The organism is Streptomyces natalensis ATCC 27448, from assembly GCF_000935125.1.
Taxonomy (GTDB): Bacteria; Actinomycetota; Actinomycetes; order Streptomycetales; family Streptomycetaceae; genus Streptomyces; species Streptomyces natalensis.
This window is the reverse complement of sequence record NZ_JRKI01000061.1, coordinates 855,120-880,892: the sequence shown is the minus strand read 5'-3', so window position 1 is coordinate 880,892 and position 25,773 is coordinate 855,120. Positions and strand designations below refer to the sequence as shown.

General features: G+C 68.2%; 30 protein-coding genes and 1 pseudogene. 19 read left to right on the top strand and 12 right to left on the bottom strand.

Annotation, left to right across the window (positions count from 1 at the left end):
• The first annotated feature begins 125 nt into the window (after window positions 1-125).
• The 7 genes from SNA_RS42975 (at window position 126) to SNA_RS34625 (ending at window position 4,242) form a co-directional block, all read left to right on the top strand.
• Entirely contained in the window at window positions 126-290 is a 165-nt protein-coding gene (locus SNA_RS42975) for a hypothetical protein (RefSeq protein WP_157880177.1), read from the top strand.
• A gap of 494 nt (window positions 291-784) precedes the next feature.
• Entirely contained in the window at window positions 785-1,510 is a 726-nt protein-coding gene (locus tag SNA_RS34650; RefSeq protein ID WP_030066768.1) for a sigma factor, read from the top strand.
• Between the two features lie 50 nt (window positions 1,511-1,560).
• Window positions 1,561-1,809: an HNH endonuclease gene (locus SNA_RS40820; protein WP_157880176.1), complete on the top strand. Its 249-nt coding sequence runs from the start codon at window positions 1,561-1,563 to the stop codon at window positions 1,807-1,809.
• 14 nt (window positions 1,810-1,823) lie between these two features.
• Window positions 1,824-1,991: a hypothetical protein gene (locus tag SNA_RS42970; protein WP_157880175.1), complete on the top strand. Its 168-nt coding sequence runs from the start codon at window positions 1,824-1,826 to the stop codon at window positions 1,989-1,991.
• Window positions 1,992-2,581: 590 nt separating this feature from the next.
• A complete protein-coding gene (locus SNA_RS34635) occupies window positions 2,582-2,983 on the top strand; it encodes a hypothetical protein (protein WP_157880174.1) in 402 nt (133 codons plus the stop codon).
• Between the two features lie 581 nt (window positions 2,984-3,564).
• Window positions 3,565-3,753 (top strand): hypothetical protein, encoded by a 189-nt coding sequence (locus tag SNA_RS34630; RefSeq protein ID WP_030066771.1) that lies wholly within the window; start codon window positions 3,565-3,567, stop codon window positions 3,751-3,753.
• Window positions 3,754-3,849: 96 nt separating this feature from the next.
• Complete coding sequence (locus SNA_RS34625; RefSeq protein WP_044368200.1) at window positions 3,850-4,242, top strand: hypothetical protein; 393 nt, start codon at window positions 3,850-3,852, stop codon at window positions 4,240-4,242.
• Window positions 4,243-4,430: 188 nt separating this feature from the next.
• On the opposite strand, the gene SNA_RS44545 is transcribed toward SNA_RS34625, so the two are convergent.
• Both SNA_RS44545 and SNA_RS40815 read right to left on the bottom strand, forming a co-directional pair.
• Complete coding sequence (locus SNA_RS44545) at window positions 4,431-4,652, bottom strand: DUF397 domain-containing protein (protein WP_030066773.1); 222 nt, start codon at window positions 4,650-4,652, stop codon at window positions 4,431-4,433.
• A gap of 31 nt (window positions 4,653-4,683) precedes the next feature.
• Window positions 4,684-5,457, bottom strand: a pseudogene (locus SNA_RS40815) (helix-turn-helix domain-containing protein); the annotation flags it as partial.
• Between the two features lie 113 nt (window positions 5,458-5,570).
• Between SNA_RS40815 and SNA_RS34615 the strand changes: the two are divergent.
• The 3 genes from SNA_RS34615 to SNA_RS34605 all read left to right on the top strand — a co-directional run bounded on the left by SNA_RS34615 (window position 5,571) and on the right by SNA_RS34605 (window position 8,501).
• Window positions 5,571-5,981 carry a hypothetical protein gene (locus tag SNA_RS34615; RefSeq protein WP_157880173.1) on the top strand — a complete coding sequence of 137 codons (411 nt, stop codon included), beginning with the start codon at window positions 5,571-5,573 and terminating at the stop codon, window positions 5,979-5,981.
• 741 nt (window positions 5,982-6,722) lie between these two features.
• The gene (locus SNA_RS42965; protein WP_157880172.1) at window positions 6,723-7,184 is read left to right on the top strand and encodes a glycine-rich domain-containing protein; all 462 of its coding nucleotides are present in this window, start codon (window positions 6,723-6,725) and stop codon (window positions 7,182-7,184) included.
• A gap of 810 nt (window positions 7,185-7,994) precedes the next feature.
• On the top strand, window positions 7,995-8,501 hold the full coding sequence (locus SNA_RS34605) for a hypothetical protein (protein WP_044368196.1): 507 nt from the start codon (window positions 7,995-7,997) through the stop codon (window positions 8,499-8,501).
• A 416-nt stretch (window positions 8,502-8,917) separates the two neighbouring features.
• On the opposite strand, the gene SNA_RS34600 is transcribed toward SNA_RS34605, so the two are convergent.
• Window positions 8,918-9,187: a GntR family transcriptional regulator gene (locus SNA_RS34600; RefSeq protein WP_030066777.1), complete on the bottom strand. Its 270-nt coding sequence runs from the start codon at window positions 9,185-9,187 to the stop codon at window positions 8,918-8,920.
• 149 nt (window positions 9,188-9,336) lie between these two features.
• Between SNA_RS34600 and SNA_RS34595 the strand changes: the two genes are divergently transcribed.
• Window positions 9,337-9,804 (top strand): hypothetical protein, encoded by a 468-nt coding sequence (locus tag SNA_RS34595; RefSeq protein WP_030066778.1) that lies wholly within the window; start codon window positions 9,337-9,339, stop codon window positions 9,802-9,804.
• A gap of 90 nt (window positions 9,805-9,894) precedes the next feature.
• Here SNA_RS34595 and SNA_RS44540 read toward each other — a convergent pair whose 3' ends face one another.
• On the bottom strand, window positions 9,895-10,134 hold the full coding sequence (locus tag SNA_RS44540) for an SCO4848 family membrane protein (protein WP_030066779.1): 240 nt from the start codon (window positions 10,132-10,134) through the stop codon (window positions 9,895-9,897).
• A gap of 94 nt (window positions 10,135-10,228) precedes the next feature.
• Here SNA_RS44540 and SNA_RS34585 point away from each other — a divergent pair, with 94 nt between their 5' ends.
• Window positions 10,229-10,432: an SCO4848 family membrane protein gene (locus tag SNA_RS34585; RefSeq protein ID WP_104532131.1), complete on the top strand. Its 204-nt coding sequence runs from the start codon at window positions 10,229-10,231 to the stop codon at window positions 10,430-10,432.
• 193 nt (window positions 10,433-10,625) lie between these two features.
• Here the strand turns inward: SNA_RS34585 and SNA_RS34580 are convergent, their stop codons facing one another.
• Entirely contained in the window at window positions 10,626-11,426 is an 801-nt protein-coding gene (locus SNA_RS34580; protein WP_275042040.1) for an RNA-guided endonuclease InsQ/TnpB family protein, read from the bottom strand.
• Between the two features lie 178 nt (window positions 11,427-11,604).
• On the opposite strand from SNA_RS34580, the gene SNA_RS34575 reads away from it, so the two are divergent.
• The 4 genes from SNA_RS34575 (at window position 11,605) to SNA_RS38760 (ending at window position 15,409) form a co-directional block, all read left to right on the top strand.
• Window positions 11,605-11,916 carry a hypothetical protein gene (locus tag SNA_RS34575; RefSeq protein ID WP_030066781.1) on the top strand — a complete coding sequence of 104 codons (312 nt, stop codon included), beginning with the start codon at window positions 11,605-11,607 and terminating at the stop codon, window positions 11,914-11,916.
• A gap of 99 nt (window positions 11,917-12,015) precedes the next feature.
• Entirely contained in the window at window positions 12,016-13,428 is a 1,413-nt protein-coding gene (locus tag SNA_RS34570) for a hypothetical protein (protein ID WP_030066782.1), read from the top strand.
• Window positions 13,429-13,557: 129 nt separating this feature from the next.
• A complete protein-coding gene (locus SNA_RS34565; protein ID WP_044368194.1) occupies window positions 13,558-14,754 on the top strand; it encodes a S8 family peptidase in 1,197 nt (398 codons plus the stop codon).
• Window positions 14,755-14,764: 10 nt separating this feature from the next.
• Window positions 14,765-15,409: a hypothetical protein gene (locus SNA_RS38760; RefSeq protein WP_157880171.1), complete on the top strand. Its 645-nt coding sequence runs from the start codon at window positions 14,765-14,767 to the stop codon at window positions 15,407-15,409.
• 75 nt (window positions 15,410-15,484) lie between these two features.
• Here the strand turns inward: SNA_RS38760 and SNA_RS34555 are convergent, their stop codons facing one another.
• Window positions 15,485-16,396 (bottom strand): TetR/AcrR family transcriptional regulator, encoded by a 912-nt coding sequence (locus tag SNA_RS34555; RefSeq protein WP_078970420.1) that lies wholly within the window; start codon window positions 16,394-16,396, stop codon window positions 15,485-15,487.
• Window positions 16,397-16,500: 104 nt separating this feature from the next.
• Window positions 16,501-17,346, bottom strand: a complete 846-nt coding sequence (locus SNA_RS34550) for an alpha/beta fold hydrolase (protein WP_078970391.1) — start codon at window positions 17,344-17,346, stop codon at window positions 16,501-16,503.
• On the opposite strand from SNA_RS34550, the gene SNA_RS34545 reads away from it, so the two are divergent.
• Both SNA_RS34545 and SNA_RS34540 read left to right on the top strand, forming a co-directional pair.
• Window positions 17,345-17,842, top strand: a complete 498-nt coding sequence (locus SNA_RS34545) for a MerR family transcriptional regulator (protein ID WP_338059844.1) — start codon at window positions 17,345-17,347, stop codon at window positions 17,840-17,842. The two genes, SNA_RS34550 and SNA_RS34545, sit on opposite strands and share 2 nt — an antisense overlap.
• Before the next feature lie 182 nt (window positions 17,843-18,024).
• A complete protein-coding gene (locus SNA_RS34540) occupies window positions 18,025-18,843 on the top strand; it encodes a hypothetical protein (RefSeq protein WP_052809023.1) in 819 nt (272 codons plus the stop codon).
• On the opposite strand, the gene SNA_RS34535 is transcribed toward SNA_RS34540, so the two are convergent.
• The 5 genes from SNA_RS34535 to SNA_RS34515 form a co-directional block, all read right to left on the bottom strand.
• A complete protein-coding gene (locus SNA_RS34535; RefSeq protein WP_030066790.1) occupies window positions 18,840-19,613 on the bottom strand; it encodes a succinate dehydrogenase iron-sulfur subunit in 774 nt (257 codons plus the stop codon). The two genes, SNA_RS34540 and SNA_RS34535, sit on opposite strands and share 4 nt — an antisense overlap.
• Window positions 19,613-21,367 (bottom strand): succinate dehydrogenase flavoprotein subunit, encoded by a 1,755-nt coding sequence (sdhA, locus tag SNA_RS34530; protein ID WP_030066791.1) that lies wholly within the window; start codon window positions 21,365-21,367, stop codon window positions 19,613-19,615. Before sdhA ends, SNA_RS34535 begins: the two co-directional genes overlap by 1 nt.
• 25 nt (window positions 21,368-21,392) lie before the next feature.
• Window positions 21,393-21,860 (bottom strand): succinate dehydrogenase hydrophobic membrane anchor subunit, encoded by a 468-nt coding sequence (locus SNA_RS34525; RefSeq protein WP_030066792.1) that lies wholly within the window; start codon window positions 21,858-21,860, stop codon window positions 21,393-21,395.
• 9 nt (window positions 21,861-21,869) lie between these two features.
• Complete coding sequence (sdhC, locus tag SNA_RS34520; RefSeq protein ID WP_030066793.1) at window positions 21,870-22,250, bottom strand: succinate dehydrogenase, cytochrome b556 subunit; 381 nt, start codon at window positions 22,248-22,250, stop codon at window positions 21,870-21,872.
• 202 nt (window positions 22,251-22,452) lie between these two features.
• Complete coding sequence (locus SNA_RS34515; RefSeq protein WP_420823535.1) at window positions 22,453-23,073, bottom strand: 2-oxo-4-hydroxy-4-carboxy-5-ureidoimidazoline decarboxylase; 621 nt, start codon at window positions 23,071-23,073, stop codon at window positions 22,453-22,455.
• Between the two features lie 440 nt (window positions 23,074-23,513).
• Between SNA_RS34515 and SNA_RS34510 the strand changes: the two genes are divergently transcribed.
• The gene (locus tag SNA_RS34510; protein ID WP_044368191.1) at window positions 23,514-25,187 is read left to right on the top strand and encodes a beta-N-acetylhexosaminidase; all 1,674 of its coding nucleotides are present in this window, start codon (window positions 23,514-23,516) and stop codon (window positions 25,185-25,187) included.
• The last annotated feature ends 586 nt before the right edge of the window (window positions 25,188-25,773 follow it).

The following is a 25,773-nucleotide window of genomic DNA, read 5'->3' as shown; positions in this document are numbered from 1 at the left end:
GTCCACGGTCCCGCACAAGCGGCAGCCGGACAAAACTCTGGGCCATCGCCACCGCCTACCGGAAGCTACGGCAGTCCAAGCCCTCCAACTCCGCTCGCCAGCAAGCCGCGAAGGTGTATTCCTACGTGGCGTCGCACGGCGGAGGCATCACCCGCGATGCAACCGATGCGGCAGCCGTGCGAGCCACCTCACTGCACGATTACGAACGGTTCGCAGACCTGGCCAGCGATGCTGCATACGCACTGGCCAACCTCTCCGCCAGCATGGCGAAGCACGCCGCCCGGGGCTGAGCCCCGGACGGAGTCGTTAGCGTACGCACGCTAACCAGCTAGCCGCTTAGCGGCTTTCAAGCCCCGCCCGGTTCCCCCAAGCCGGTCGGGGCTTTTCCGTCTCTTGAGCCACCACGGCCCCGCGTTCGCGGCCCCGTGACGCTTGCTCATTCCCTGACGCCAGTACGGCCCACCTTTCCCGGGCCCTGCGTCGATCCCGCGCATTCATGTGCTGTCCGGAACATGTTCCGGACCCCTTAGAGACGGGATCTTTGCACCCTTTCATTCGAACATTTCTTCGAATTCCTAGGGATCGGGCTGGGCCGTAACCGCCCCCAGACAACGCCGGCAAGCGCCGCGCGGGGCGGCCCTTTCGCCCAGGAGATCCCACCTTGCTCTCACATGCCTTGATTTGTGCTGCCCAAAATCAGGACGCGGACGCTGTAGCGGCCGTTCTGGAGGCCGCAGAGCCCTACGTCCGAGAGGCCGCAGCCCGACATGTGGGGACGGCGGCCGTGTCATCTGCCGGCCACGCTGACCTCTTCGAAGAGCTGTGCCAGGAGGGCCGGCTTGCGGCACTGGAAGCGCTGGGGACCTACAACTCCGACAAGGGCGCGCAGTACACCACGCACGCGTACCGGCGCATCCACATGCGCATTTACGAGGCTGCCAACGGAGGCGCAGACAACGGAGCCTCCGCTGATCAGCGCGCCACCTTCCTGCGTTGTCTGGGCGTGGTCGGAGGCGACTGGGAGGCAGCCGAGTACCTGTGCACGGTGCTGCCAGGGGACGGGCACCGCATGTCAGCGGAGACCGCCGGCCACGTCCGCCGCGTCATGCAAGGAACGGACTCCTTGGACGCGCCTGCTGGACGCGGAGCGGAAGGAGAAACGATTCCCCTCGTGGAGTCTCTGGCCGATCCCTACGGCCTGGGCCTGCCGGATGACCTCATAGAGGCTCGGGACCTGGACAGGCGCCAGCGTGCCCAGCGAATCGCCCTGGCACATGCCCTGTTGGCCACCGTGGATGACCGTAAGGCTCAAGTTCTCCGGCTCACCTACGGGATAGCCCCGGACCCGCACTTGGCGAACGAGGACGGCAGCCCGGACAACGCGGCGATAGCCGAAGTGATGGGCATCGACCGGGCCAACACGGTGGCAGTGATGCGCACCCGCACTCTTGCCAAGCTTCGGTCCGTGGCCGAACGCGTCGCGGAGGAGCTGGAGGACAAAGCGGCGTGACGCCGGCTGCCCGTCGCCGGCTCGTAAACCAGCGCCGGCCCGTGCGCAGCGTGCCTGAACTCTCCCCGCGAGCCGCACGCAGGCGGCGCCGGCCCCGGCCCGACCCCTACAACCGCGCGGAGATCCTGGCCCGCTGGGCCGGGTGCTGCTACTGCGACGGCCCCGCGGAGGAGCTGGACCACGTTGTCCCCCTTGCCCACGGCGGGCCAGATATTGCGGCCAACATCGTGGCCGCCTGCCGTGACTGCAATTCCAACAAACACGCCAAGTCGCTTGCCCAGTGGGCGGCAGAGCGCTGAAACGGAGTGCCCAAATGCAGCCCCGAAACCTGACTCCGGAGGACGCGGCCCTCATGGGCCTGCCGGTCCTGGACCACGGCGAAACCAGCCAATGGGACACCGCAGAGCTTGAATCCATATCCCTTGGAGTTCTCTTTCTCGCGAGTGACGAAGAGGGCGAACGCGAATTTGACGAGTGGTGATCGAGACTCCCGATCACACCATGCCCACTAAGGAGAACGAACGTGCCTCTTCATGAGACCCGGGAACACCGCGCAGATCTCACCAGCCGCACCGGCCGGGTTCGCGCCTGGACCACTGAGAAGGAACCCGGCCACATCTCGATAGCTGTTCCGAATGACCGATGCCAGATGACTCCGGCTGACGCCCGAGCACTGGCCGCTTGGCTGAGCGCTCGGGCAGCAGAAGAGGAGACTCCACAGCAGCGCCGCACGGGCCTGACGACACCGGCTCCTCGCAGCTGGCCCGTGTGGTCGTGACGCTCGCCAGGGCGCAGCACGGCGTAGCGAGAAAGGCGAACTACTAGGCCCTGACGGGCCATTCATGCCGGGGGCGTGGCCATGGTGCCAGACGTGCAGGCAGGCCGCCCCTACGGGCCCTAGCGGGCCCTACGGGGTGAATCGCGGGCGCCTTCGGCGCGTTCACCGCGATTCAGTCCGCGCAAGCGCGGACCGCTTTTCCGGGCGCCTTCGGCGCGTTCACCGGAAAAGTAATAGTCCGGGCGCCTTCGGCGCGTTCACCGGACTATTAGCCAGCCTTTACGTCCGGCCTCATGGACACGCCCCCGGCAACCGCGGGGCTGGAACTAGGAGGCAAAGTGCGCGTATTCGGTACTTGGCATGGTGGCAGTAACTACGGATTGGGCGACGTGTTCGCCGACATGGAAACGTGGCCGTCTCTCAAGGCGGCCAAGCTCGCACTCTGGCTCCGCGCCGACAGTAACGGGTATCCGGTGGACGACGGTGCCCATGTTGTGGACTTTGACGAGGACGGCAACGCCACCGTGGGGCTTGCACAGGGCGGTATCGCTTACCCGTGCGTGGACGCTGAGGCGTCCTACCTGGACCTGTTCCCGGCCCGCCGGGATGGGGACGGCTGGACCATTGATGTGGACTACCCGATGACCCGGCTGAAGTTGGGTCCGCGCGGGGGCGTCCAGGTGGAGAACGTCTAGCACAAACGCAAGGGGCGGGTGGCAAGGCAAGTGCCACCCGCCCCTCTTCGCCGCCGAAATCGACAGCCCTACGGGCTGGGTCGCCCCTATGTGGCCTGCGGCCACGGCGACCAAAGCGGACGGGCCTACGGCCCGGGTGCCTTTCAAGCGGCCTTCGGCCGCGCGGCACCCAAAACAACCCGCCCTCCGGGCGGGGCGCTTCGCGCCGGGCCCCCTCAAGGCGCTTCGCGCCAGGGCCCGCCCCTGCGGGGCAAAGGAACCGGCCTGCGGCCGGCCCGCCCTGTACCTATGGGTGAGCGTCAACCAGCCAGGCCCCCACCGGAGTTCCCGGTGGGGGCCTTCCTGTGTCAGGGTCCGGAACATGTTCCGGATCTCGCTTCACACCCCCGTACGGGTTGTGTATTGTTCTGGGTGTCGGGAGGAAACGCCTCCCGGCGGCACATTGATAAATCAACAGGGGAAACGCCAGGTCAGAGATCTGACCTGGTAACCGCGAGAGGTCCCGCCGAAGGCAAGTCGGCGGGCCTCCCGTCCCCCTGTAGCCGGGATGCGTCCCGGCTCTACCCAGGGAGAAGCACCGAATGGCGAAACGCTGCGACGGGTTCAACGTGTTCATGCACCAGTGCCCGGATGGTGCCAAGTGGATGGTCAAGCGCAGGGACATGGTCTTCAGCTGGTTCTACGCGTGCAGCGAGCACCTTGATCAGGTCTGCGCAGAGCAGGAGGACAACTCCGGCCAGAAGCTGGAACTCGTCCGACTGAGCGCCTAAGCGCCCATTACGTGGGCTCCCGCCACAGGCAAGGTGGCGGGAGCCCACGCCCCAGGATCGCACACAGCCAAGATCAGCAGGAAAGGGCGAAGGAGCATGAGCAATACGACCCGATACCACGTGGGCCACAACGTGCCCGGCCACGATCCCGTATGGCCGGCGCAATGCATAGCCGACGCGATCGACGCCGCGGATTGGCAGGCATACGACGCGGAGTCGGTAGCCACCTACTACAAGGGTCGGCACGACGAAGAGTGCAGCGCAGTCCTGGATCAAGACCGTCCCTGCGGCCACGACCACTACCTTGCATTCCTCCAGGCTCAGGAGCTTACGGAGCGATGCGAGCGGGGCGAGATAGTCTCATCCTTCATGATCGACGGAGAAGAGTGGTGGATCCGTCGCGTGGACGACTGCGGATGCCCCTGCAACTGTGACGACCCGTGCAACGGGGAACACATCCACACCGCCGTCAACAAGATCACCGGCTGATGAACTAAGAGCCGGCCCCACGTAATCGAGAGCCCCCCGCCGTTGCTGGCGGGGGGCTCTTCTGAGTTCCACGGGCCGCCAAGAAGGGGCTAGCGCAACCCCCTCCCGAACGTGCCACGAGGGCAGGGAGAGGCCGCACAGGGCCACCAGGACGGAGTCTAGGGCGGCATGGCCTCAGCCGGGGTGGCTCAGATGGTGCCGAACTTGCCGGCCTTCGCGGCCGACACGAATGCAGACCACGCCGATGACTCAAAGGTGAGCGCCGGGCCATGCGGGTCCTTACTGTCCCGGACGGGGACGACGCCGGACACTGCGAAGGCGGGGGCCCATTCGATGCAGTCTCCGCCGTTCCCCTGGCTGTAGCTGCTCTTGATCCACTCCACGGCGGAGAGGTCGGGGGTGGTGCTCATGGGCGTACTCCTTCATCGCGCGCTGAATGAGGGCTAGTGATTCTTCGCGTGATAGTGCGTCGGCGCGTAGGCGGTCGTATGCCGCTCGTGCTGCGGTCACTACTTCCGCTGAGTCGTCCACCTGCCCTCGCTCGTAAGTCTCCTCGTACAGGACTTCGGTGCCGTCCTGCCGCGTGAGCACCTTAAACGGTGTTGCGCGTGCCGGGCTTCCTGCGCTGAACGGAAAGACCTGGATCGTGATGTGTGGTGACTCGGAGGCTGCCACCAGGTGCTGTAGCTGCTCCCGCATGACGTCGGCGCCGCCTACTTCGGTCCGTAAGGCTGACTCGTGCAGCACAACCCACAAGGACGGCGGGGTAAGGGTGTCGAACACCTCGCGGCGGCGCATGCGTTTTTCTACCTGCGCCTTGATCTGGTCTGTTGTGTCCTCGGGACGGGCGGACCGGTAGACCGCCTCCGCATACCGCGGGGTTTGCAGTATGCCTGCCACCAAGGTGGGCGAGTAGTCGCAGATCGCCGACGCCTCACGCTCCAACTGGAGGTACGGAATGAACCACAGGGGGTTGCCCGCGTCGGCCGCCCGCTGGCGCATCCGGGCGTAGGTGCCGGGGGTGCCGAACACCTTGTCGCACTGCTCGGCGAACGGAGCACTTGCCAGCTGCTGCCCTCTCTCCACCTTGCTCACGTAGGGCTGTTGGCAACAGAGCTTTTCGGCAAGCACAGTTTGCGACCATCCGCGCGCCTCACGGGCGCACTTGATCTCGTTGCCGAATGCCTCGGCAGGGGACTCGGGGGCATCGCTCATACGTCCAACTCCCAATATTCCAAAGCCGCTTGGAATGGCTAAAGCACTGGTCAGCGTACTCCTGCGGGCGCAGGGTTGGACCACCCCCGAAACAGGACAAGGGAGAGTAGGCCATGACTGGCACAGTCCGAACACCACATCAGGCAGCGACCGATGTACGCCAACGACTCGAAGAAGCGTTGCGCGGCGCTGGACTCGATGCAGGTTCCCCGATCGTGGTGTCGGACAAGGTGGAAGGCATCAAGGTCAGCCGAATTCGCTTCTCCCCTCTGACGCTAGATCAGGCACGCTCGCTGACGGCCAAGCTGGGAGGACAGGTCAGCTCGTGGGGCAAGCACCTTGGCGCGAAGGAAGTTGGGCGGGACCTGGACACGGCACTACGTGCAGCCAAGATCATTGCAAACCCGTCTTTGATCGTCGTGAGCAGCGTGAACGGCCTGATGACGAACGAACTCCTCCCGCCCTCCCTGACGCTGATCCACGCTGAACGACTTGTGCGCATTCTGGAGGAGGTATCGCAGTGAGCAGCAACCGGCACCAGGGGCGCCCCGTGTCGCTCGGCGAGCCGTACCCCGATCTCACCCCAAGCCCTGTTGCCGGCTGCGCCGAGTGCAGTGAGCTGGACAAGAAGCGCTACGAGGCCCGGAAGCTTCGGAAGTTTGCAGACGCTGTCGTGGCAAGCCAACGGATCAGAAACCACGGGCGTGGTCATGGTGCCTGAGCAGCACATGCGGTGCCCTCGCGGAGGGCATGAGATCACGCAGGTGGGCAGTTGGATGTACCGCTGTGACGACCACGGGGTAACGGTGGTCACCACCAGCACGGCTCCTGAGCGCCAACCTCAGTTGGATCAAGCCATCCGTGAACAGAGGTGGGACGGGTGATCAGAGCGGCGATATCGCTCCTGCTGCACCCCATCCAAAAGCGGCTGAGGCGCGCCCTCGCTGCCATCGGACGATGGTTCGGCCTCCTTTTCGTGATCTTCCTGAGTATGGCCACAGGAGCAGTAATTGCCCTGGCCATTGTCACCAACACCCCATAGTCCCCGGCGCAAGACCAGCCGCCGGGCGCGCTTCTCCCAGAGGGCCCAACCAATTCCCCGGCCCCCATCTCGTCTATCACCAAGAGTCCGAGATGAAGGGGGGAGCGCGAGCGGCTGCCCAGCGCTGAGGGGTCTGGGCAGCCGCCATAAGCCCCCGACTTCCAACACCTCTCCGAGGCAGGGAGTCGGGTCACTCACCACCACCTCAACAACAAGAGAAAGCATGACTGTGACTGCACTACAGGAAGTTCCCGTACAGGATGCGACGGACGCGCGGGGGCTCATCAGTGAGGACGCCTTCCGCGACGTTGCCGACGCTGTGCAACGCAGCAACCCGGACATGAACTACAACAGCGCGTCCCGAATCGTTGTAGAAGCACTGAAATTCGTTGCCACAGCTGCCAAGTTCCCCGACTGTCAAATGCGCCCTTCGAAGCTCGTAGATAAGGGATGGCATTCGCTCGTACTGAACACCCGTGTGTACGAGACGCTGTGCTCCGATCTCGGGCGTTTTGTTCACCACACGCCGGACCAGCCGGCGTCGGATCCTGCCCGCACCGTCGCATTGGACCTGACGCAGGACCTGATGACCGAGGCGGGGTATCAGCCTGATCTGACGCTGTGGCTCGAATCCGGTGCTGCGATGTGCTGCAACACCTGCGGGCCGAAGAAGCCGGGCAACTAGCCCCAGGGTCCGCGCCCTGTCAGTTCGCCAGGGCGCGGACGCCGCCCATAACCCATGCACGCTGAGGGGCCTGAGATGCAAGGACACGTACGCACAGAGTTGGAGACTCCCTGATGAGGCGTAGGCGGTGCTCTTCCAAGGCGCGCGTCTTGCACGCGCATGACTCTGACTCTTCAGGCGAACGAGGCTCGAAGTGGGTTAGGTGCGACCTCTCCCACGGTCACAAGGACGTGCACCTGGTGAAATTCCCGGGAGGGGGCTGGAAGTGGTGGCCCCGTAAACACGCACGAATGCCGCGGTGGTACCCATTGATTTAGTGACCCCCGGCGTACAGGCTCGCCGGGCGCGCTCCCCGTGGAGGGCCCAAAAACATTTCACGGCCCCCGTCTCGTTTATTCCAAGGGTCCGAGACGAAATGAGGAGCGCGTGAAGCGGTCGCCCGGTCACTCGATTGGCCAGCGCCGGGCGACCGCCATAATCTCCGCCCCCTGCCGGAAGTTGCCGAAAGAGGTTCCCCCACCGCCTTTCGGAATCCTGGCAGGGGCGGGCACCACCCCCGCCCGACTGTCTCTACGGACAGCGGCAGTTGGGCGGGTAGAGTCGCCGCCCCGGCTTACCTGGGGAGGTCTGCCGGGACGGGGGAACCGCCCAATAGACGTCTCTGCGACGGGGGCATCCCCGCCAAGCAACTGCCCCCGCAGTTCGGGGCTTCCGTCGCAGAGCACAAGACAGCTCGTGTGACCTGGGGAAGCGGGATGGGCTATGCCCGCCGTCCTAGACTGCGTGGGTTCCTAGGAGGAGACACCAGATATGCGCCCCACCCGCTTCCCCACGTACCTCGCCGACGTGATCAGGCAATCCCCGGGCCCCATGGTCAAGGACGTTCGAACGTTCCAAGAGTCCGGCTTCACCAAGGTTCCGTACGGCCTGATCGTCACCTTCGCGACCGGCGCCGAAGCGTACATCCACGCCGTTGGAGCGTCCGAGACAAAGGACAATTTCGATAAGCCGGAGCAGATCGTCGAGGGCGAAGCGGCGATCGAGCCGTGGCCCTATCCGGAGGGTCTGGGGGCCAGCGGGAAGATCAAATTGGCGGACGTCGAGGCGTGGCTAGCTGCCGTCTTCACGTCCAGCGGCAGCCGAGAAATCAGCCGCATCGAAGCTTGGTCGCAACGGGAAGACGGCCGCCCGGATCACGCTGGAGTGACTGCGTACTTCCACTCCGGGGCAAGGATCTTTGCAGCCGTGGCGCACCTCGTTGGGCCAGGACAAAGCACCGACCGACAGCAGTGGTACGAGCCATCTCAGGAGGTCTAAATGCGATTCGACCCCGGTCTCTTATGGGGCTTCTGTGGCAGTTGCGGTCAAGGCGTTGGCGCAGAACCCGGCCAGCCCACGGCGCAACACCAGAAGCCGGACGACAGTCGCGAGATGTGCCCAGGCAGCGGGCAGCCAGCCCAATAGGTCATCAGGTATGGAGTTGCGCTACGGGCTCTACGATGAAACCAGTGACCTGACGGACGGAGCTGTCAGGTAGTCAGGGACCCGCCAGCGTGGGGCTGGCGGGTCCTCTCGCCGCTCGCGGCCAAGGAGCGGCCCGTACCCTGACCGACGAACAGGGCCATGTCTAGGTGGTGTGTGAGCTGCGGATCGCGTTACGCGGGTCGCCTCGCCTGAAACACCTTGCCCGCCCCGTCCGTGCGCTGCCCCCGTGGTGCATGGGCGGGGCTCTCTCATGCGTCCTCGATGGTCTCTGCCGGCGGACTCTCAGCCACGAAGGTTCCCCGCCCGTGCACCGTGACGATCAGGCCGCGCTCACGCAACACTGCCGTCGCCCGGCGCATCGTGACGTAGGAAACGCCGTATTCCACGGCTAGGTCACGTTCGGCCGGCAGACGCGCGCCGACCTTGAGATCACCCGAAGCGATCCGCGCTGCTACGTGGTCAGCCACGGCGACATAGAGCACCTGGGACGGCTGCGGGGCGAACTCCGGTACGCGCATAAACCCAAGCTAGAACACTGCGAAACTCCCAAAAGCTCTGTAGAGCTATACATAGCTCTACAGAGCTATGTACGATCGTGGACACCAAAAACCCCCGCGACCTGGCCGGGTCCGGGGGCATGGCCCATCAGCGCTAGGAGCTGACGAACATGTGCGACTTTACCGCGCGCTTCCTCATGACACTGCTCTCGTGGCTCTTTCCCACGACCGGCAGGCATCGCGCCACCCCCACCACCCCCCAGCCCGCAATGCCCCCCATGCCGGACGAGGCGCCCGAAGTGCTGCCCCCGCACGTCCAGGAGCGCTACCAAACCATCTGGGGCGAAGAAAGCGGCGCCGTCCGCCTCTACCTCGTGCACCACGAAGCGCGTGAGCATAAGCGCCGGACCATGGGCAAGCTGGCGCGGGCCTCATGGAGGCTGAAGCAGCACGCGGAAGACATGCGCCGGGCCGACCGGTGCCTTGCCGTCGCGCTGGCCACAGTGGGCATTGACTACACCGGCCCCGGCGTCCGGGACTACGCAACAGAGGGCCGGGCGGAGTACGCAGAGCGGTACGAGAACGGGGCATGGGGGCTTCGGCCCTGGGTGCCTCAATGGACGGCTCAGGCGGCCTGAACGCCCACCTGAGCCCCTACGAGCCCCGCCCGGACCCCAAACCGGGCGGGGCTTTCTGTTGCGCTATAGGGCTGGACGGAGCTTCCTCTCCTACCTGTTGCTACGGGACGCGCGAACGCCCCGGAAGCCGATCACCCCAATGATTGTTCCCAGGATGAACGAGACGATGGCAAGGGTGAGGTGCACCCACAGGTACCCCGTGGGCTTGCCGTGATCGAAAGCGAGCCCGCTTGCATCCTTGATCAAGTTCTTCGCGAAGGTTGTCCAGATCACCCAAGACCAGACACCGAAGGCGAGTAGGAACCAGGAGACGGGGCGGCTTAGCTTCATGGCGCGGTGTCCTCTGCTGCGGGGGAGCCTTGCCTTGCCAGTATCCGGCCGGCGGCCCTATGCCCTATCATCGGGGTGAGTAGTGGTTAGTTGAGTGTGGATCACTTTCGTCAAGAATCTGGTCAAGGACGGCAGCGGCCTCGCCTTCACTGCGGCAGGCGACCCGACGGCCTATTTCTGGGTCCACCTGGTGCTCGCGGTGACGTCCTTTCTCTTGGGGACGGCGATCGGGGTCATCGGGTTCCGCGGAGTGCGGGCCCTGCGGCGCGCGGCGGCGTCGCCCGCGCAAGAGGGGTAGCACCGGGCCGGCGGGCGGGACCCCACGGCATGGGCGGTCCGGAGGGGACCGGCTCCCAGATGTGGCCCCTGACATCCTCCCGGGTCCGAAGGCCCGGGGTTCCTTCCACGGTCGGCTGACCGTCCAGGCGGGTTCCTGTTTCATCGAGCGCCGCGGCCGCTAGGGGCCGTCTTACGTGCTCTCCGCAGGCGTTTTACCTCTCCGCTCGTCCAGCGGCGAGGAGACGCTTCCCTTCGCGTCTGATGTTGATCTCCGCGTTCACATCCCGGTCGTGGACCGCTCCGCACGAGCAGGTCCACGACCGCACGCGCAGCCCTTCGAGACCCTTGGGTCCCTCGATGGAGCCGCACGCGGAGCACATCTGCGTGGACGGGAAGAAGCGGTCGACCTTGGCGAAGCCGCGCCCGTACCGGGCGCACTTGGCTTCGAGGGCGCGGGCGAACATGCCCAGCGACCGGTCGTGGACGGACTTGGCCCGCTTGCCCTTCTTCGATCCCATGCCCTTCACGTTCAGGTCCTCCAGATAGACCGCTTGGCTTTCGCGGACGATCCGGGTGGTTTCCTGCTCGATGAAGTCGCGGCGCTTGTCCGCGATCCTGGCGTGGATCTTCGCTACGGCGAGCTTGGCCTTCCTGCGGTTGCTGGAGCCCTTCTCACAGCGGGACAGCTTGCGCTGCGCCCGCTTGAGCTTCTTCTCCTGGCGGCGGAAGAACTTCGGCGAAGCGATCTTCCGGCCCCGCAGCACCGCATAGGTGGACAGGCCCAGGTCGATACCGGTTTCGGTCTCTTCCCAGTTCAGTTCGGGGACCGCAGGTGCGGGTGGGTGCGCCGCCGGATGTGACGGTCGTGGAACTCGCTTCCTTGCGGGCGTAGTTCGTGCCCCGTTTCCGGTCTCTTCCGGTCCCCGTCGGCCGTCTTGATCTCTCCCTGGAAGGGGTAAAAGACGAGCCGCCCGGGTACTTGATAACGGACCGCTGACAAAGTGCGGTCGCATTACGCCTCGAACCGGGCGGATCGCGACCTGCGATCTTGCTGTTTCGGTCGCAAACTCCCTATTCTTTTAGTGTCTTTACGCTGCCCATAACCCCTCTGCCGCGGCGGCCGCCGGACGGCGGCTCGGCGGGCGGCGCACCGGGGGCGAGCGGGGTGTGCGCGTCACGGGGAGAGTGATCATGAACAAGGACTTCAGGGTCGACCTCGATGAGCTGGACGGGGTGGTGCGCCAGCTCAGGCACCTTCAGGGCGATATGGATGAGACCAGCCAGAAGGTGAAGTACAGCACGAACATCCCGAAGTCGTCATTCGGGGTCAACTTCCTCGAAGTGGATGACATTTCGCAGGCCCACGACAAAATGCAGGGCTATTTGTCGGACGTCGTCCACGCACTCCAGGACCTTATGCACACCTTCGGCGAGAAGACCGAGGCCAGCCGGGGCGCGTACGAGGACCAGGAGCACCAGACCAAGGTCTCGATGAACGGCTGAACACGGCCGGGGGCCGCAACGGCGGCACGGGGACGAGAACCGGGACCGGGACGCGGACGGGGACGAGGATGCGAGGGATGACGACCAAGGGGGACCGGCGTGGTTGATGCCAGGCAGGAACACGACAGTGCCCAGCAGATGGCGAAGCAGCGCCAGGACCAGGAGCGCGAAAAGCGGCTGAAGTCGTTCAAGGGGCAGCGCCTGACCCCGCATTCCCCGTCCGACTTCCATCACCACGGCATCAACTCCCTCCGCGCCATGGTCGCGCACGCCAATCCCGGCACCATCGAGACCGCCGGCACCCACTGGCGCGCCTCCGCCGACCTGCTGGGCGGCAGCGACGGACACGGCGGCGTCCGCAAGAAGTTCATGGACGCCATCGACCATGCGTCGAAGCACTGGTCGGGGGCGGCGGCCGAGGCGTTCCGCCGGGAGGCCGTGAAGGTCCTCAGCAAGATCGACCGGACCTATCAGCACGCCCGGAACATGGAGTCCTCGCTGATCGGCACGCGCGAGTCGGGCCCCGAGATCGGCCTCGCCCACAATGTGCGCGAGGCCATGAAGGCCATGGCGAAAATCCATGACCCGGGCACGGTGGACAGCGCCATGGACTCCAGCGGCGACGACAGCCAGTTCCACCGCGACATGGCCGACCCGCACATGGACGCCCGCCAGGCGCTGGAGCTCAACCGGGACAGCCTGTCCCTGAGCAAGGAGCGCCAGGTCGAGGCGGTCATCGTGATGGATGAGCTGGCCGACCACTACACGACCCATTCCCAGGGGTGGGTCCAGAACGCCGACGACGGTGTGCACGGCGACTGGCCGACGCACCCCACCAGGACCCAGCCGCCGCCTCCCGTACGGATGCCGACGACGGGCGATGCCCACCCCCATCCGTCCTCGACCGGCACGCATCAGCCCAACGGCGTGGCCGGCGGCGCCGTCCCGGACGGCTTCGACGGACCCAAGGCCCACCGGCCCGAACTGCCCGTCACCACCGGACTCGACAGCGTGCAGGGCGGCACCATGACGCCGACCTCCGCCACCGGCATCCCCAGTACCGGCGGTCCCGGTGTCGGGCACGGTGTGTCCGGCGGCCCCGGGGGCTTCCCCGGCGGCATGCCGCCGGGCGTCTTCGGCGTACCCGGCGGCCCGGGCTCCGGCGGCGGACGCGGCCCGTCCGGTGCCGGCGGTCTGCGCGGTGGCGGTATGCCGGGCGCGGGCGGCGTCAAGGGCGGTAAGTCGGGCGAGGGCGCGCTGGGCCGCGGCGGTGCGCAGGCGCGTACCCGGGGCGGCGTGGCAGGTAAGCCGGGCGGTCCCGCGGGCGGCGCCAAGCAGGGCGGCTCCGGGCTGCACCGCAGCCGCGGCGGCCAGCAGGCGGGGGGCGCCGCCGGGGCCAGGGGCAAGGACCAGAAGAAGGAGAAGGGCGGCAGTCAGCGCCCCGACTACCTGGTCGAGGACGAGGAGACCTGGACCGCGGAGCGCCAGGTGGCGCCGCGGGTCATCGAGTAGTACGGCGATCGTGCGGACGGCGGCCGGGCGCCATGCGGCCGGCATCGAATGGCCCCGTGCCCGAGGGTGCGGGGCTTCTCCTCGGATGGAACACTGCCGTCCGGACGGCACACCGACAAGGAGCCAAGGATGAGGGTCACCCGAACACTGCGCGCGACGGTGGGTGCGGCGCTGACCGGCGCGCTGCTCCTCACCGCGGGCGCCACCGCCTCCGCGGACCAGGTACGCAAGGAACAGTGGCCGCTGGAGGCGTTCGGGGCCGAGCAGTTGTGGAAGGAGGCCACCGGAAAAGGCGTGACGGTGGCCGTGCTCGACAGCGGCTTCCGGGAGACCCACCAGGACCTGAAGGGCCAGTTCCTCCCCGAACCGGACTTCGGGAAGCGGAACGAGGCCGAGGCCGCGAAACACCTCAAGCCCGGTGAACACGACGTCCGTGACCACGGCACCGCAATGGCCTCGATCATCGCGGGACACGGCCACGGCCCGGGCGGCTCCGAGGGCGTCAAGGGCCTGGCCCCCGACGCCAAGATCCTCCCCGTCCCGGAATACGGGAGCAGCGGCCAGGCCACCCGCTGGGCCGTGGACCACGGCGCCGACGTCATCAACATGTCCTACGGCGGCGCAGGGCAGGCCGGCGACGAGTGCGCCTCCATCGCCTACGCCCTCTCGAAGGGCGTCGTGGTCGTGGCCGGAGTGGGCAACGACGCCACCACCGGCAGGACCTATCCGGTGGGCTGCCCCGGGGCGATCGGCGTCGGCGCGGTCGACCAGTACGGTGCGGCGGCCGAATTCAACAACTACAACTCCGACACGGACCTGCTCGCCCCCGGCGTGAAGATCACGGTCGCGTCGGGCACCAGCGACACCGGCTACGACCGCGCCGCGGAAGGCAGCTCCGACGCGACCGCCTACGTCTCCGCCACCGCCGCCCTCCTCAAGCAGAAGTTCCCCGGCCTCACCCCCGGCCAGATCGCCAACCGCCTGGTGAAGACCGCCGGACTGGCCCAGCCCCAAAAGGCCAAGCACCTCAACCTCCCCGACCCCCACTACGGCTACGGCTTCCTCCAGCCCGGCCCCGCCCTCCGCAAAACCCTCGCGGCAGGCCCGAAAGAGGGCCCGCTGCCCATGCCCAAGGGGGCCGACACCGCAACGCCCTCCGGCGCGAACCAGGGCGAGGACGCCGGCCAGTCGTCGGACAACGCCACGCACAACGCCCTCCTCTACGGCGGCATCGGCGTCGGCGCACTGGTCGTCGTGGGCGCCGTCGTCGCCCTCGTGGCGTCGGCTCGCCGCCGTAAGAACGCCGGTGGACAGGCCCGGGGCTGAACCAGCAGCCATGGCGTACGACGCGCGCACCCCAGCACCACCGAAGGCTCCCGACACGGCGCAGGTACGGAAGGCCAACCGCCGTGCCCTGGCCGGTCTCCTTGCCGTGCGTGTGCTGATCACTGCGCTTCTTATGGCAGTCCCGCTGGCGTTGTCCCGTATAACCGGGTCGACCTCGGTTTTTCTTGCTCTGCCCATTGTTGCCGGTATGTTCGTGCTCATCCTCACGATGTACCGCGTCATTCACGGTCTCCGTGTCATCCAGTGCGGGAGAGTGCTCCGTGAGTATCCGCTGGAGTTCCATCCCCGGGTGATCAAGAAGCGTGCGAGGTGGACCCGGTACGGCGACGTGTTCGAGGTCCGCGTGACGACGCGTGGGCAGCACGGGGCGCCGCTGATGCTGGCGGTTCCTGCGACGGGGCGTCGGCGTTGGCCGGAAGGTGCGGAAGAAGGCGCGTGGGTCGCCGGTGACCTGCCGTTCGGTGGCGTCCTGGTAGTGCCGGGGAGTAACGCGATGTTGTTCCTCAAGCCCGCGGACTGGGACAAGACCGCCCGGAAGCGGGAAGAGGCCGACGCCGAGCGCAGGGCAAGGGCGCAGCGGGCGAGGCTCATGGACGGAACGAAACGCGCGGTGATGATGCGGCCGGGCGCCTGAGGCCGCCGGGGGTGCCCAACTCGCCGTAGGATCCGGGCCGTCCGGGGGCCTCACCTCACCTCGCCTCACCTCGGCTCAGGGGTTCTGGAAGCCCACCTCTGGATTCGCAGCCGTCGGCCCATCCAGCGACGGCTGTGGATTCCGCGTAGTTGCTGGTCGATCGCCGCGGCGGGCCGTGGCCGCCGGGAGCAGGAACTCGCCCAGGACATCGGTCACTTCGCGCACCAGCGGGCGCAGTACGCGAAAGCGCGAGGCGGCGAGGGCGCGGGCGACCAGGGGCGAGGTGCGTTCCACCAGGGCGCGGCTGCGGGCGCAGTTCTCCGAGCGGTCGTAGACCCAGTACAGGACCAGGCCCATCTGCTGGAGCCAGAGCAACCGGGGCAGCAGTTCGGCGAGTTCGGCGTCCACCGTGATGTCGGCGTCGTCCACGAGGCGGCGGTGCAGGGCGATGACCGCCTCGCGGGGGCCCTCGGACTCGTCGGAGAACGGGCTGAGCGGGCTGGCCGGGTCGGCGGCGTTCTTGAAGAACTGGGCGGCGAATTCGTGGTACGGCTCGGCGATGTCCAGCCATGCCAGCAGTACCCCGCGCAGCCGCCGCGCCAGTTTGGTCTCCGTGTCGAGAACGTCCTGGGCGGCGGCCGCGTGCTCCTCGGCCATCTGGTCGTAGAAGCCCTGGACCAGGTGTTCCTTGGAGGCGAAGTAGTAGTACGCGTTGCCGACGGAGACCCCGGCCTCCTGGGCGATGGCCCGCATGGTGGTCTTGTCGTAACCGCGCTCCCGGAACAGGCGCAGCGCGGTCTCCAGGATCAGCCGCCGGGTCTGCTCGCTCTTCCCGCCGCGCCCGCCCGCCACCTGCTTGCCGAGGCTGCCCGCGGACCGGCCACCACCGTCCGCGGACCGGCCGCCACCGTCGGGGGACCGGCCGGGGTCGCCCGCCGCCCGCCCGCCGGACCCGCCCGTCGGCGTACCGGATCCGCCCCTCGGCATGCCGGATCCGCCCCCCGCCTCAGGCATGCTCTCCCCGCTCCTGGTCGCGTCGTCATCCACGCGACGACCCTATGCGGGGCCGCGGCGGGCGGTGCGCCCGGGAGTCAGAGGCCGTGCTCGGCCAGGAAGTCCGCCACCAGCGCCCGCCACTCCTCCGGGCGCTCCAGCATCGGCAGATGGCCGGTCGCGATCTCCGCGTAGGCGGCGCCGGGGATGTGGTCGGCCAGATAGCGCGAGTGGTGGGGGTGCAGCAGCGAGTCCAGCGTCGTGGCGATGACCAGCGTCGGGACCGCTATGCCCGGCAGGTCGGCGGTGGTGTCCAGGGTCTGGACGAGCGCGGCCTGTTCGGCGGAACCGCGGGGCGGCAGGGACGGGTCGGGGTCCAGTGCGGCCGTCAGTTCCTGCGGGGACAGGGCGTTGAGGTAGTCGGGCGAGAGCCCGCCGAGCGTCCGGGCCTGGGCGAAGCCCGCGTAGTCGCCGCGCTCCAGGAGGCGCAGCCACAGGTCCACCCAGAGGGAGGCCCGCGCGTCGGCACGGGCGAGCCCGGCGGTCAGGACGAGGCCGCGGACCTTCTCCGGGTGGCGGGCGGCGGCCCGTACGGAGACCGCCGTCCCCATGGAGAAGCCGATCAGGGTGAAGGTGTCGAGCCCGGCGGCGGTGGCCTCCGCGACCAGGGCGTCGGCGAGGGCGTCCAGGGACAAGGGGCCGTCGGCGCGCGGGGTGTCGCCCGAGCCGGGATAGTCGGGGGCCACGATGCGGTGCCCGGAGCCGGCCAGTACGGGGATCAGCTCCCCGTAGTTGCTCTGCACGCTGCCGGTCGCCCCGTGGGCCAGCAGGATGCCGGGCCCGTCGGACGGACCGGCGACGGTGGTCGACAGGCGCGGGAGCGAGGAGCCGGGTGCCTGGGACGGAATGCGGTCGGCTGCGGGAGCGTTGGGAATGTTCGTCATGAGGAAGAGCGTGCAGCTTGACGCCGGTGTGAAGGTCAAGCCGCCCGCGGGAGACCTGGGTCACAGGGGAGGACGGGCCGTCATGGAGGAGCGGGACCGGATGCGGATCGGGGAGCTGGCGCGGCGCACGGGGGTCAGCACGCGCTCGCTGCGCTATTACGAGCAGCGGGGCCTGCTCCGCGCCCACCGGGACACCAATGGCTATCGCGCCTATGACGCCGAATGCGTCGAGACCGTGGGCCGGATACGGGAGCTCCTCGCCACGGGCCTGGGCACGGACGACATCCGCGAACTGCTGCCCTGCTCCCAAGGCGGCCCGGCCCTGATGCCCTGCGCGCTCTCCTGGGGCGCCATCGAACGCCAGAAGGCCCAACTGGACGCGGAAATAGCCGAGTTGGAGCGACGCCGCACCGCGCTCGGCACGTATGCGCAGATCATGCGGGAACGACGGACCCAGGACGAGGCACTGGCGGCGAGGGCCCTGCGGTCGGCCTGACGCGCCGCCCGCCGACGCCTGACGCGCCGCCCGTCAACCACCCGCCGACAGCCCGTCAACTCCCCGCGCTCACCGGCGTGTCCGGCTTGCGGCGCCCGCCCGCCGGACGGATCCTCGTGTGCACGCCGCTCGGGGGAGCGGCGTCCCCGGAGCCCCGGGGTTCCCGAACCCCGGGAGACGATGTGCTGCGCATCCACTTCACCCCGCAGGATCTGTCCCGTACGACCGTGGCCGACGGGGCCGACCCGCTGTGGGAGACCGTTCTGAGCCTGCACGCCCTGCGGGAGAGCCGGGCCGATCCGGCGCTGGCCGCCTGGCGGCGGCATGCCGTACGGCACGGCCCGGGACCGCTGCGCACCCTGTTCCCGCTGGTCCCGCCGCGCGGCTACTTCCCCGACTTCCTCACCCCGCCCGCCGCCGCGAACGGCGTCGAACCGGGGCTGGAGGCCGTGATGAGCACCCCGCGCACCCGGCTGCGCGCCGAACTCGCCGCACTGGCGGGCGGCATCCACACCACCGGGCAGCGGGCGCTGCCGGGCTGGACGGCGGACATCGCGGCGGGCGAACCGGCCGCGCTGCGCCACCTGGCCCGCAGCCTGCGCACCTACCACCATCACGCGATAGCCCCGGGCTGGCCGCGGATCGCCGAACAGGTCGGCAGGGACCGGGCGTTACGACGGCACGCGCTGGGCGCGGCGGGCGCGGAGGCGATGCTGCGGACGTTCGGGCCGGCGATGCGGTGGCGGCCGCCGGTGCTGGAGGTCGGCTATCCGGTGGAGCGGGAGCTGCACCTTCAGGGGCGGGGGCTGGTCTTCGTCCCGTCGTACTTCTGCCGCGACGCCCCGGTGGCGCTGGCCGACGACGCGCTGCCGCCGGTCCTGGTCTACCCGGCGGCCGCGAACGGCACGACGGCCCGGGGGACGCCGAAGGGCCCCGCCTCCGTACGTACGGAAGCGGGGCCCTCAGGGACGTCCGGCCCGGCTAGGGGCCCTCGTTCCTAGAAACGCCGCGTGATCAGCGCTCGCTTCACTTCCTGAATCGCCTTGGTGACCTCAATACCGCGCGGGCAGGCGTCCGTGCAGTTGAAGGTCGTCCGGCAGCGCCAGACGCCGTCCTTGTCGTTGAGGATCTCCAGCCGCTGCTCACCGGCCTCGTCGCGCGAGTCGAAGATGAAGCGGTGCGCGTTGACGATCGCCGCCGGCCCGAAGTACTGGCCGTCGTTCCAGAACACCGGGCACGAGGACGTGCACGCGGCGCACAGGATGCACTTGGTGGTGTCGTCGAAGCGCTCGCGGTCCTCGGCCGTCTGGAGCCGCTCGCGGGTGGGCTCGTTCCCCTTGGTGATCAGGAACGGCATCACATCGCGGTAGGCCTGGAAGAACGGGTCCATGTCCACGACCAGGTCCTTGAGGACCGTCAGGCCCTTGATGGCCTCGACCGTGATCGGCTTCTCGGGGTTGATGTCCTTGATCAGCGTCTTGCAGGCGAGCCGGTTCTTGCCGTTGATCCGCATGGCGTCCGAGCCGCAGATGCCGTGCGCGCAGGAGCGGCGGAAGGTCAGCGTGCCGTCCTGCTCCCACTTGATCTTGTGCAGACCGTCGAGCACCCGCTCCTTGGGGTCCAGCTCCAGCTGGAAGTCCTCCCAGGTCGCCTCGGCCGCGACCTCCGGGTTGAACCGGCGGATGCGGAAGGTGACGGTGATCGTGTGCGAGTCGCTGTCCTCGGCCGCGTCCAGGGCCGCGGAATGCTTGTCAAGCGTGGGGGTGCTCATCAGTACTTACGCTCCATCGGCTGGTAGCGGGTCTGCACGACCGGCTTGTAGTCGAGCCGGATCGACTCGGCGCCGTCTGCGCCCACCTCGCGGTACGCCATGGTGTGCCGCATGAAGTTGACGTCGTCGCGGTTGGGGTAGTCCTCGCGGTAGTGGCCGCCGCGGGACTCCTTGCGGGCCAGCGCGGAGACCGCCATGACCTCGGCCAGGTCGAGCAGGTTGCCCAGCTCGATGGCCTCCAGCAGGTCGGTGTTGAAGCGCCGGCCCTTGTCCTGCACCGAGACGTTCCTGTACCGCTCGCGGAGCTCGCCGATCTTCTCGACGGCCTCCTTGATGGTCTGCTCGGTACGGAAGACCATGACGTTCTTGTCCATGGTCTCCTGGAGCTCCTTGCGGATCTCGGTGATCCGCTCGCCGCCGGTGGCGCCGCGCAGCCGCTCGACCTGCTCCTCGACCAGCTTCGCCGGCTCCTCGGGCAGCTCGACGAACTCGGCGGTGGCGGCGTACTCCGCCGCCGCGATGCCGGCCCGGCGCCCGAAGACGTTGATGTCCAGCAGCGAGTTGGTGCCCAGGCGGTTGGCGCCGTGGACGGACACACACGCCACCTCACCGGCCGCGTACAGGCCCGGCACGACGGTGGTGTTGTCCGACAGGACCTCGCCCTGGACGTTGGTCGGGATGCCGCCCATCGCGTAGTGCGCGGTCGGCTGGATCGGGATCGGGTCGGTGTACGGCTCGATGCCCAGGTACGTCCGCGCGAACTCGGTGATGTCGGGCAGCTTGGCGTCCAGCTGCTCCGGCGGCAGGTGCGTCAGGTCCAGGTAGACGTGGTCGCCCTCGGGACCGCAGCCGCGGCCCTCGCGGATCTCCGTGTAGATGGAGCGCGAGACGACGTCACGGGAGGCGAGGTCCTTCATGACCGGCGCGTACTTCTCCATGAAGCGCTCGCCGTCCTTGTTGCGGAGGATGCCGCCCTCACCGCGGGCGCCCTCCGTCAGCAGGATGCCCATCCGCCAGATGCCGGTCGGGTGGAACTGGAAGAACTCCATGTCCTCCAGCGGCAGCCCGCGCCGGTAGCAGGCCGCCTGGCCGTCACCGGTGAGGGTGTGCGCGTTGGAGGTCACCTTGAAGAACTTGCCGTTGCCGCCGGAGGCGTAGATGACGGCCTTGGCCTGGAAGACGTGGAGCTCGCCGGTGGCCAGCTCGTAGGCGACCACACCGGCGGACTTCTTGACCCCGTCGACCTCGGTGATCAGCTGGTCGAGGACGTAGAACTCGTTGAAGAACTCCACGCCCTCCTTGACGCAGTTCTGGTACAGCGTCTGGAGGATCATGTGGCCGGTGCGGTCCGCGGCGTAGCAGGACCGGCGGACCGGGGCCTCGCCGTGGTTACGGGAGTGACCGCCGAAGCGGCGCTGGTCGATGGTGCCGTTCGGGGTGCGGTTGAACGGCAGGCCCATCTTCTCGAGGTCGAGGACCGCGTCGATGGCCTCCTTCGCCAGGATCTCGGCGGCGTCCTGGTCGACCAGGTAGTCGCCGCCCTTGATCGTGTCGAAGGTGTGCCACTCCCAGTTGTCCTCCTCGACGTTCGCGAGGGCGGCGGCCATACCGCCCTGGGCGGCGCCGGTGTGGGAGCGGGTCGGGTAGAGCTTGGTCAGCACCGCGGTGCGGCTGCGCTTCGTCGCCTCGATGGCGGCGCGCATGCCCGCGCCGCCGGCGCCGACGATGACGGTGTCGTACTTGTGGATCTTCATGGGTCGGTTACCTCAGCCCCGGCGTCTAGCGGATGTTCGGGTCGAAGGTGAAGATCACCAGCGTGCCCAGAAGGACGGTGAACACCGTGGCGGTGTACAGCAGCATCTTCAGCCAGAAGCGGGTGTTGTCCCGCTGCGCGTAGTCGTTGATGACGGTGCGCAGGCCGTTGGCGCCGTGCAGCATGGCCAGCCACAGCATGATCAGGTCCCACGCCTGCCAGAACGGCGAGGCCCAGCGGCCGGCGACGAACGCGAAGCCGATCTTGGAGACACCGCCGTCCAGCATCAGCTGGATCAGCAGATGGCCGAGGACCAGGACGACCAGCACGATGCCGGACAGCCGCATGAACAGCCAGCCGTACAGCTCGAAGTTGGTCCGGGTCGTCTTGGGGGTCTTGCCGGTGCGCTTGCGCGGCGCCTCGATGACCGGGGCCGGGTTGTCCGCGTCGTACAGGGACGTCGCGTCGTTCACCGGAGTCGTTTCAGCAGACATCTCGCGTCATCAGCTCCCGAACAGGGTGCGCAGCGTGTGCTGGAGCACGGGGTAGAAGGCACCGGCCATCAGGACGACCCAGACACCGACGACCGTCCACAGCATCTGCTTCTGGTACTTCGGGCCCTTGGACCAGAAGTCCACCGCGATGACCCGCAGGCCGTTGAGCGCGTGGAAGAGGATGGCGGCCACCAGGCCGTACTCCATCACGTTGACGATCGGTGTCTTGTAGGTCGCAACGACGTTGTCGTACGCCTCAGGAGAGACGCGTACGAGAGCGGTGTCGAGGACGTGTACGAACAGGAAGAAGAAGATGAGGACGCCGGTGACTCGATGAGCCACCCAGGACCACATACCTTCCCGGCCGCGGTACAGCGTTCCAGCCGGCACGGAAAAACCCTCCGGGAGCGGGGATTGGGGCCGCGCCGGCTTCTGTGTCGGTCGGGCCCGGCCGGGTACGGTCCACCGGCCTTCGACATCGTAGCGACGCGCTGTCGGTTCCTGGCGCCCGGGTCCTTAGGTGTGATCAAACAGCCACCAACGGGCTATCGCACAGGCATCAAATGGGACGTTACGGGAGATGTGCCGCGATTCACCGGTGGGCGGCGGCGAGTCGCGCCAGCCTGCCGCGGGTCAGCCGGCGCAGTTCGTCGGCGGTGACCACGCGCTCCTCGTCCACGTCGTTGCCCAGCCGCTGGCGGATGGCGGCCAGCACCTGGTCGAGCTGCTCGTCCTCGCGGAAGCCGTCCAGGCAGATGACGAAGACATGGCGGAAACGCCGCTCGTACTCGGCGTGCGCGGCCCGCAGGGCAGTGTGCGCGGCGAGCGTCCCGGGGCCGCGGGCACCGGCGAGCGGATGCGGTGAGACCGACTCGCGGGCCAGCGCCTCGTCGATCTCGGCCGGCGCCAGGTCGTAACTGGCCTCGTCGGAGGCGGCCAGCAGCGATTCGAGATCCGGGTACGGGCGGTGCGCGGCGATCCGCTGGGCCCACCGGGTGCATCCGCAGCACGTCAGCAGCGTGGCCTCGGCGTCGTCGCGGGCCGCGGTGTTGAAACGGTCGAGCCCGGCGCCGGCCATCCGGCTCTGCGGCAGCACGGCCCGGCTTTCGGGACGTATGCCGCACGAAGCGGTGAACGGGGGCAGCGTCGTCGGCCGGACGGCCGATGTGTCACCGGACAGCGTGGGCTCCTCGGACGGATGGCGGACGGACATTTCCCCGAGCTCTCAACTCCGTTCGAGCAGGGGAGACCCCAAGGGCGGGGGGCTGGACAGCGGGAGCACCGGGCGGGTCGGATGGCCTGCGCGGTCCCCAGTGATCTTCCGGAGGGCGCGATACGGAACCTTTCGACGGGTGCGGGAGGGACGGCTGACGGAAGCTGGAGGGAAACCGGACGGGATCCGGCGGCGTTCGGAAGTGGAGACGGGTGTGGTGGCGGTGCTGAGGCGACACGACACTCCGGCGGAAGGGCCGGCGGTCCGGGGCCCCTGGGACGGAGGGCGACGGACTAGATGTCGCCACGCTAACGACGCTTGTCGACCGCTGTCCGGTGGATGCGCGAATTTCACCCGGATGAGAGAGCTTTCGCGCACTTAGTGGACGGCGACCCCGCACACCTGGCAATGCCTTCGCCCCGAAAAGTGAGGATTGCACGATGTCGAACCCGACCCACCCGAGGTCCCGCACAACCCCGGTGGCCCGGTCGGCCGGGCTACTGGCCCCGGCCCTGGTCATGGCGCTGGCGCTGACCGCCTGCTCCGGCGCCGCGGACTCCCGGCCCCCGGGCAGTACGGGCACCCAGGCGGCCCCCGCACCCACGCCGACCTGGGCCGCGGTCACCGGCACGCCACGCGTGATCCCGACTGTGCGGAAATTCACCCCGGCCGACGGACGCGGCTGGCGCCCCTCGAAGGGGGCCCGGATCGTGGTGCCGGCCGGGGAGAAGAGCACCCTCGCCGACGAGGCGCAACTCATGGCCCAAGATCTTGGCGGGCTTCCGGTGGTGTGGGGTGACAAGACCGTACGTCCAGGTGATATCGAGCTGAAGCTCACCGGCACCCAGGGGACGTCCCGGCCCGACGACGCGGCCGCCCGCAGCACCGCCGACGAGGCGTACACCCTCACCGCCCGCGGCACCCGGCTCACTCTGACGGCCCCGACCGACGCCGGAATTTTCTACGGCACCCGCACCGTCAGGCAGGCCGTGCACACCGCCGGGGGCCTGCCCGAGGGCACCATCAAGGACCGGCCGGACCGCCCGCAGCGCGGCATGTCCCTGGACAACGCCCGCAAGCCCTTCAGCGCGAACTGGATCGAGGCCCGCATCAAGGAGCTGAGCGACCTCAAGCTCAACCAGCTCCAGCTGCACTTCTCCGACGACCAGGGCTTCCGTATCGAGAGCGACACCCACCCCGAGATCGTCTCCCCGGACCATCTGACCAAGGACCAGGTCCGGCATCTGATCAAGGTCGCGCAGAGCCGGCACGTCTCCCTCATCCCCGAGCTCGACTCGCCGGGCCACCTGGGCGCCGTCCTCGACCACTATCCCGACCTCGTCCTGCGCAATGCCGAGGGCCGGACGGTCAAGGGCGCCATCGACATCTCCAACCCCAAGTCCGCCCGGCTGGTCGACTCGCTGCTGCGCGAGTACGCGGCGCTGTTCACCAATCCCAAGGGCGCCGATGCGTACTGGCACCTGGGCGGCGACGAGTACCAGGCGCTGATGGCGAGCAACCCGGAGTCCTCCTATCCGCAGCTGGCGCAGGCCGCACAGCAGAAGTACGGGTCCGGCGCCACCATCGAGGACCTGGCGACCGGCTGGCTCAACGACCGGGAGAAGACCGTGAAGGCCGCGGGCAAGAACCGCATCGAGGCATGGAACGACGGCTTCTTCTCCGACGGGAAGGTCACCGCCGACAAGGACCGCACGGTCGCCTACTGGACCGGCAAGGAGATCGGCAAGCGCGACCCCTCGGCCTTCCTGCACGAGGGCCGCAACGTCCTGAACGTCAACGACGAGTACCTCTACTACGTGCTCGGCGAGCCGAACGACTTCACCTACCCGACCGGCGAACGGATCTACCGCAGCTGGTCCCCGTCGGTGCTGCGCGACACCGCACCGGTGGCCGTGCCGCAGAAGCAGACGACACCGGACCGGATCCCCGGCGGCCGCTTCGCCATCTGGGCCGACCAGTCCCAGGCCCAGACGGCGCAGCAGATCGCGGCCGGAATCCGGCTGCCGCTGGCGGCGCTGGCGCAGAAGACATGGAACCCGGGGACACCCACGATGTCCTGGCAGAACTTCAAGGCGCTGGCCGACCGGATGTGATCCGGCGGAGCCTCCAGGGGGCGCGCGCCACAGGGTGGGCGCCGGGTATGAGTTCCGTATGAATCGAGGGACGGCCGGGGCCGCCACCCCCCACAGGAGAGGCCCCGGCCGTCGTTCTCGGAGAGGCCCTCACGGGCCTCTAATCGATACAGCGCCAGGCGGCGCGAAAGCGTCACACAGGCGTCACGCGCGGTATGGGCCGGGCGGGTACAAGTGGTCTGGACGCGGGCCGCTCAGGGCCCGTAACGTGCGGGTTCGCGCCGGTAGGCGCACTGGCCGGGGCCGGCGCCCACGGCCGGCGAACGGCCGTGTTCCCGGGAGTCCCAGATGGATCGGTGCGCACCGCACACGGCGGCCACCGCGGCGGATGCGGGCCCCCTCGGGCACCGCGGCGCCCGACCCGCCGCCTCCGTTTTCGTCGCTCCATGCGCAGGTCCCGGTTCGGAGCGTGCGGTTGAACGCGTTACGGTCTCCTGGAGCAGCCGGGTTACCCGGAGTCGGTGAAGGGGCTCGGCGGACCGGCGCGGCCGACAGAACGCAAAGCAGCAAGGACCGGGCGGCGGACATTCCACGTGCGACAGGATGG

Coding starts and splice junctions, on each gene's coding strand:
- SNA_RS34635 (WP_157880174.1), top strand. CDS start 2,582: ATGGACACGCCCCCGGCAACCGCGGGGCTGGAACTAGGAGGCAAAGTG.
- SNA_RS34510 (WP_044368191.1), top strand. CDS start 23,514: ATGTCGAACCCGACCCACCCGAGGTCCCGCACAACCCCGGTGGCCCGG.
- SNA_RS34565 (WP_044368194.1), top strand. CDS start 13,558: ATGAGGGTCACCCGAACACTGCGCGCGACGGTGGGTGCGGCGCTGACC.
- SNA_RS34580 (WP_275042040.1), bottom strand. CDS start 11,426: ATGCGACCGCACTTTGTCAGCGGTCCGTTATCAAGTACCCGGGCGGCT.
- SNA_RS34515 (WP_420823535.1), bottom strand. CDS start 23,073: ATGTCCGTCCGCCATCCGTCCGAGGAGCCCACGCTGTCCGGTGACACA.
- SNA_RS34615 (WP_157880173.1), top strand. CDS start 5,571: ATGACTGGCACAGTCCGAACACCACATCAGGCAGCGACCGATGTACGC.
- SNA_RS34555 (WP_078970420.1), bottom strand. CDS start 16,396: ATGCCGAGGGGCGGATCCGGTACGCCGACGGGCGGGTCCGGCGGGCGG.
- SNA_RS34525 (WP_030066792.1), bottom strand. CDS start 21,860: ATGTCTGCTGAAACGACTCCGGTGAACGACGCGACGTCCCTGTACGAC.
- SNA_RS44540 (WP_030066779.1), bottom strand. CDS start 10,134: ATGAAGCTAAGCCGCCCCGTCTCCTGGTTCCTACTCGCCTTCGGTGTC.
- SNA_RS42970 (WP_157880175.1), top strand. CDS start 1,824: ATGCAGCCCCGAAACCTGACTCCGGAGGACGCGGCCCTCATGGGCCTG.
- SNA_RS34595 (WP_030066778.1), top strand. CDS start 9,337: ATGTGCGACTTTACCGCGCGCTTCCTCATGACACTGCTCTCGTGGCTC.
- SNA_RS38760 (WP_157880171.1), top strand. CDS start 14,765: ATGGCGTACGACGCGCGCACCCCAGCACCACCGAAGGCTCCCGACACG.
- SNA_RS44545 (WP_030066773.1), bottom strand. CDS start 4,652: ATGAGCACCACCCCCGACCTCTCCGCCGTGGAGTGGATCAAGAGCAGC.
- SNA_RS34535 (WP_030066790.1), bottom strand. CDS start 19,613: ATGAGCACCCCCACGCTTGACAAGCATTCCGCGGCCCTGGACGCGGCC.
- SNA_RS34625 (WP_044368200.1), top strand. CDS start 3,850: ATGAGCAATACGACCCGATACCACGTGGGCCACAACGTGCCCGGCCAC.
- sdhA (WP_030066791.1), bottom strand. CDS start 21,367: ATGAAGATCCACAAGTACGACACCGTCATCGTCGGCGCCGGCGGCGCG.
- SNA_RS34575 (WP_030066781.1), top strand. CDS start 11,605: ATGAACAAGGACTTCAGGGTCGACCTCGATGAGCTGGACGGGGTGGTG.
- SNA_RS42965 (WP_157880172.1), top strand. CDS start 6,723: ATGACTGTGACTGCACTACAGGAAGTTCCCGTACAGGATGCGACGGAC.
- SNA_RS34630 (WP_030066771.1), top strand. CDS start 3,565: ATGGCGAAACGCTGCGACGGGTTCAACGTGTTCATGCACCAGTGCCCG.
- SNA_RS34600 (WP_030066777.1), bottom strand. CDS start 9,187: ATGCGCGTACCGGAGTTCGCCCCGCAGCCGTCCCAGGTGCTCTATGTC.
- SNA_RS34605 (WP_044368196.1), top strand. CDS start 7,995: ATGCGCCCCACCCGCTTCCCCACGTACCTCGCCGACGTGATCAGGCAA.
- SNA_RS34545 (WP_338059844.1), top strand. CDS start 17,345: ATGAGGAAGAGCGTGCAGCTTGACGCCGGTGTGAAGGTCAAGCCGCCC.
- SNA_RS34550 (WP_078970391.1), bottom strand. CDS start 17,346: ATGACGAACATTCCCAACGCTCCCGCAGCCGACCGCATTCCGTCCCAG.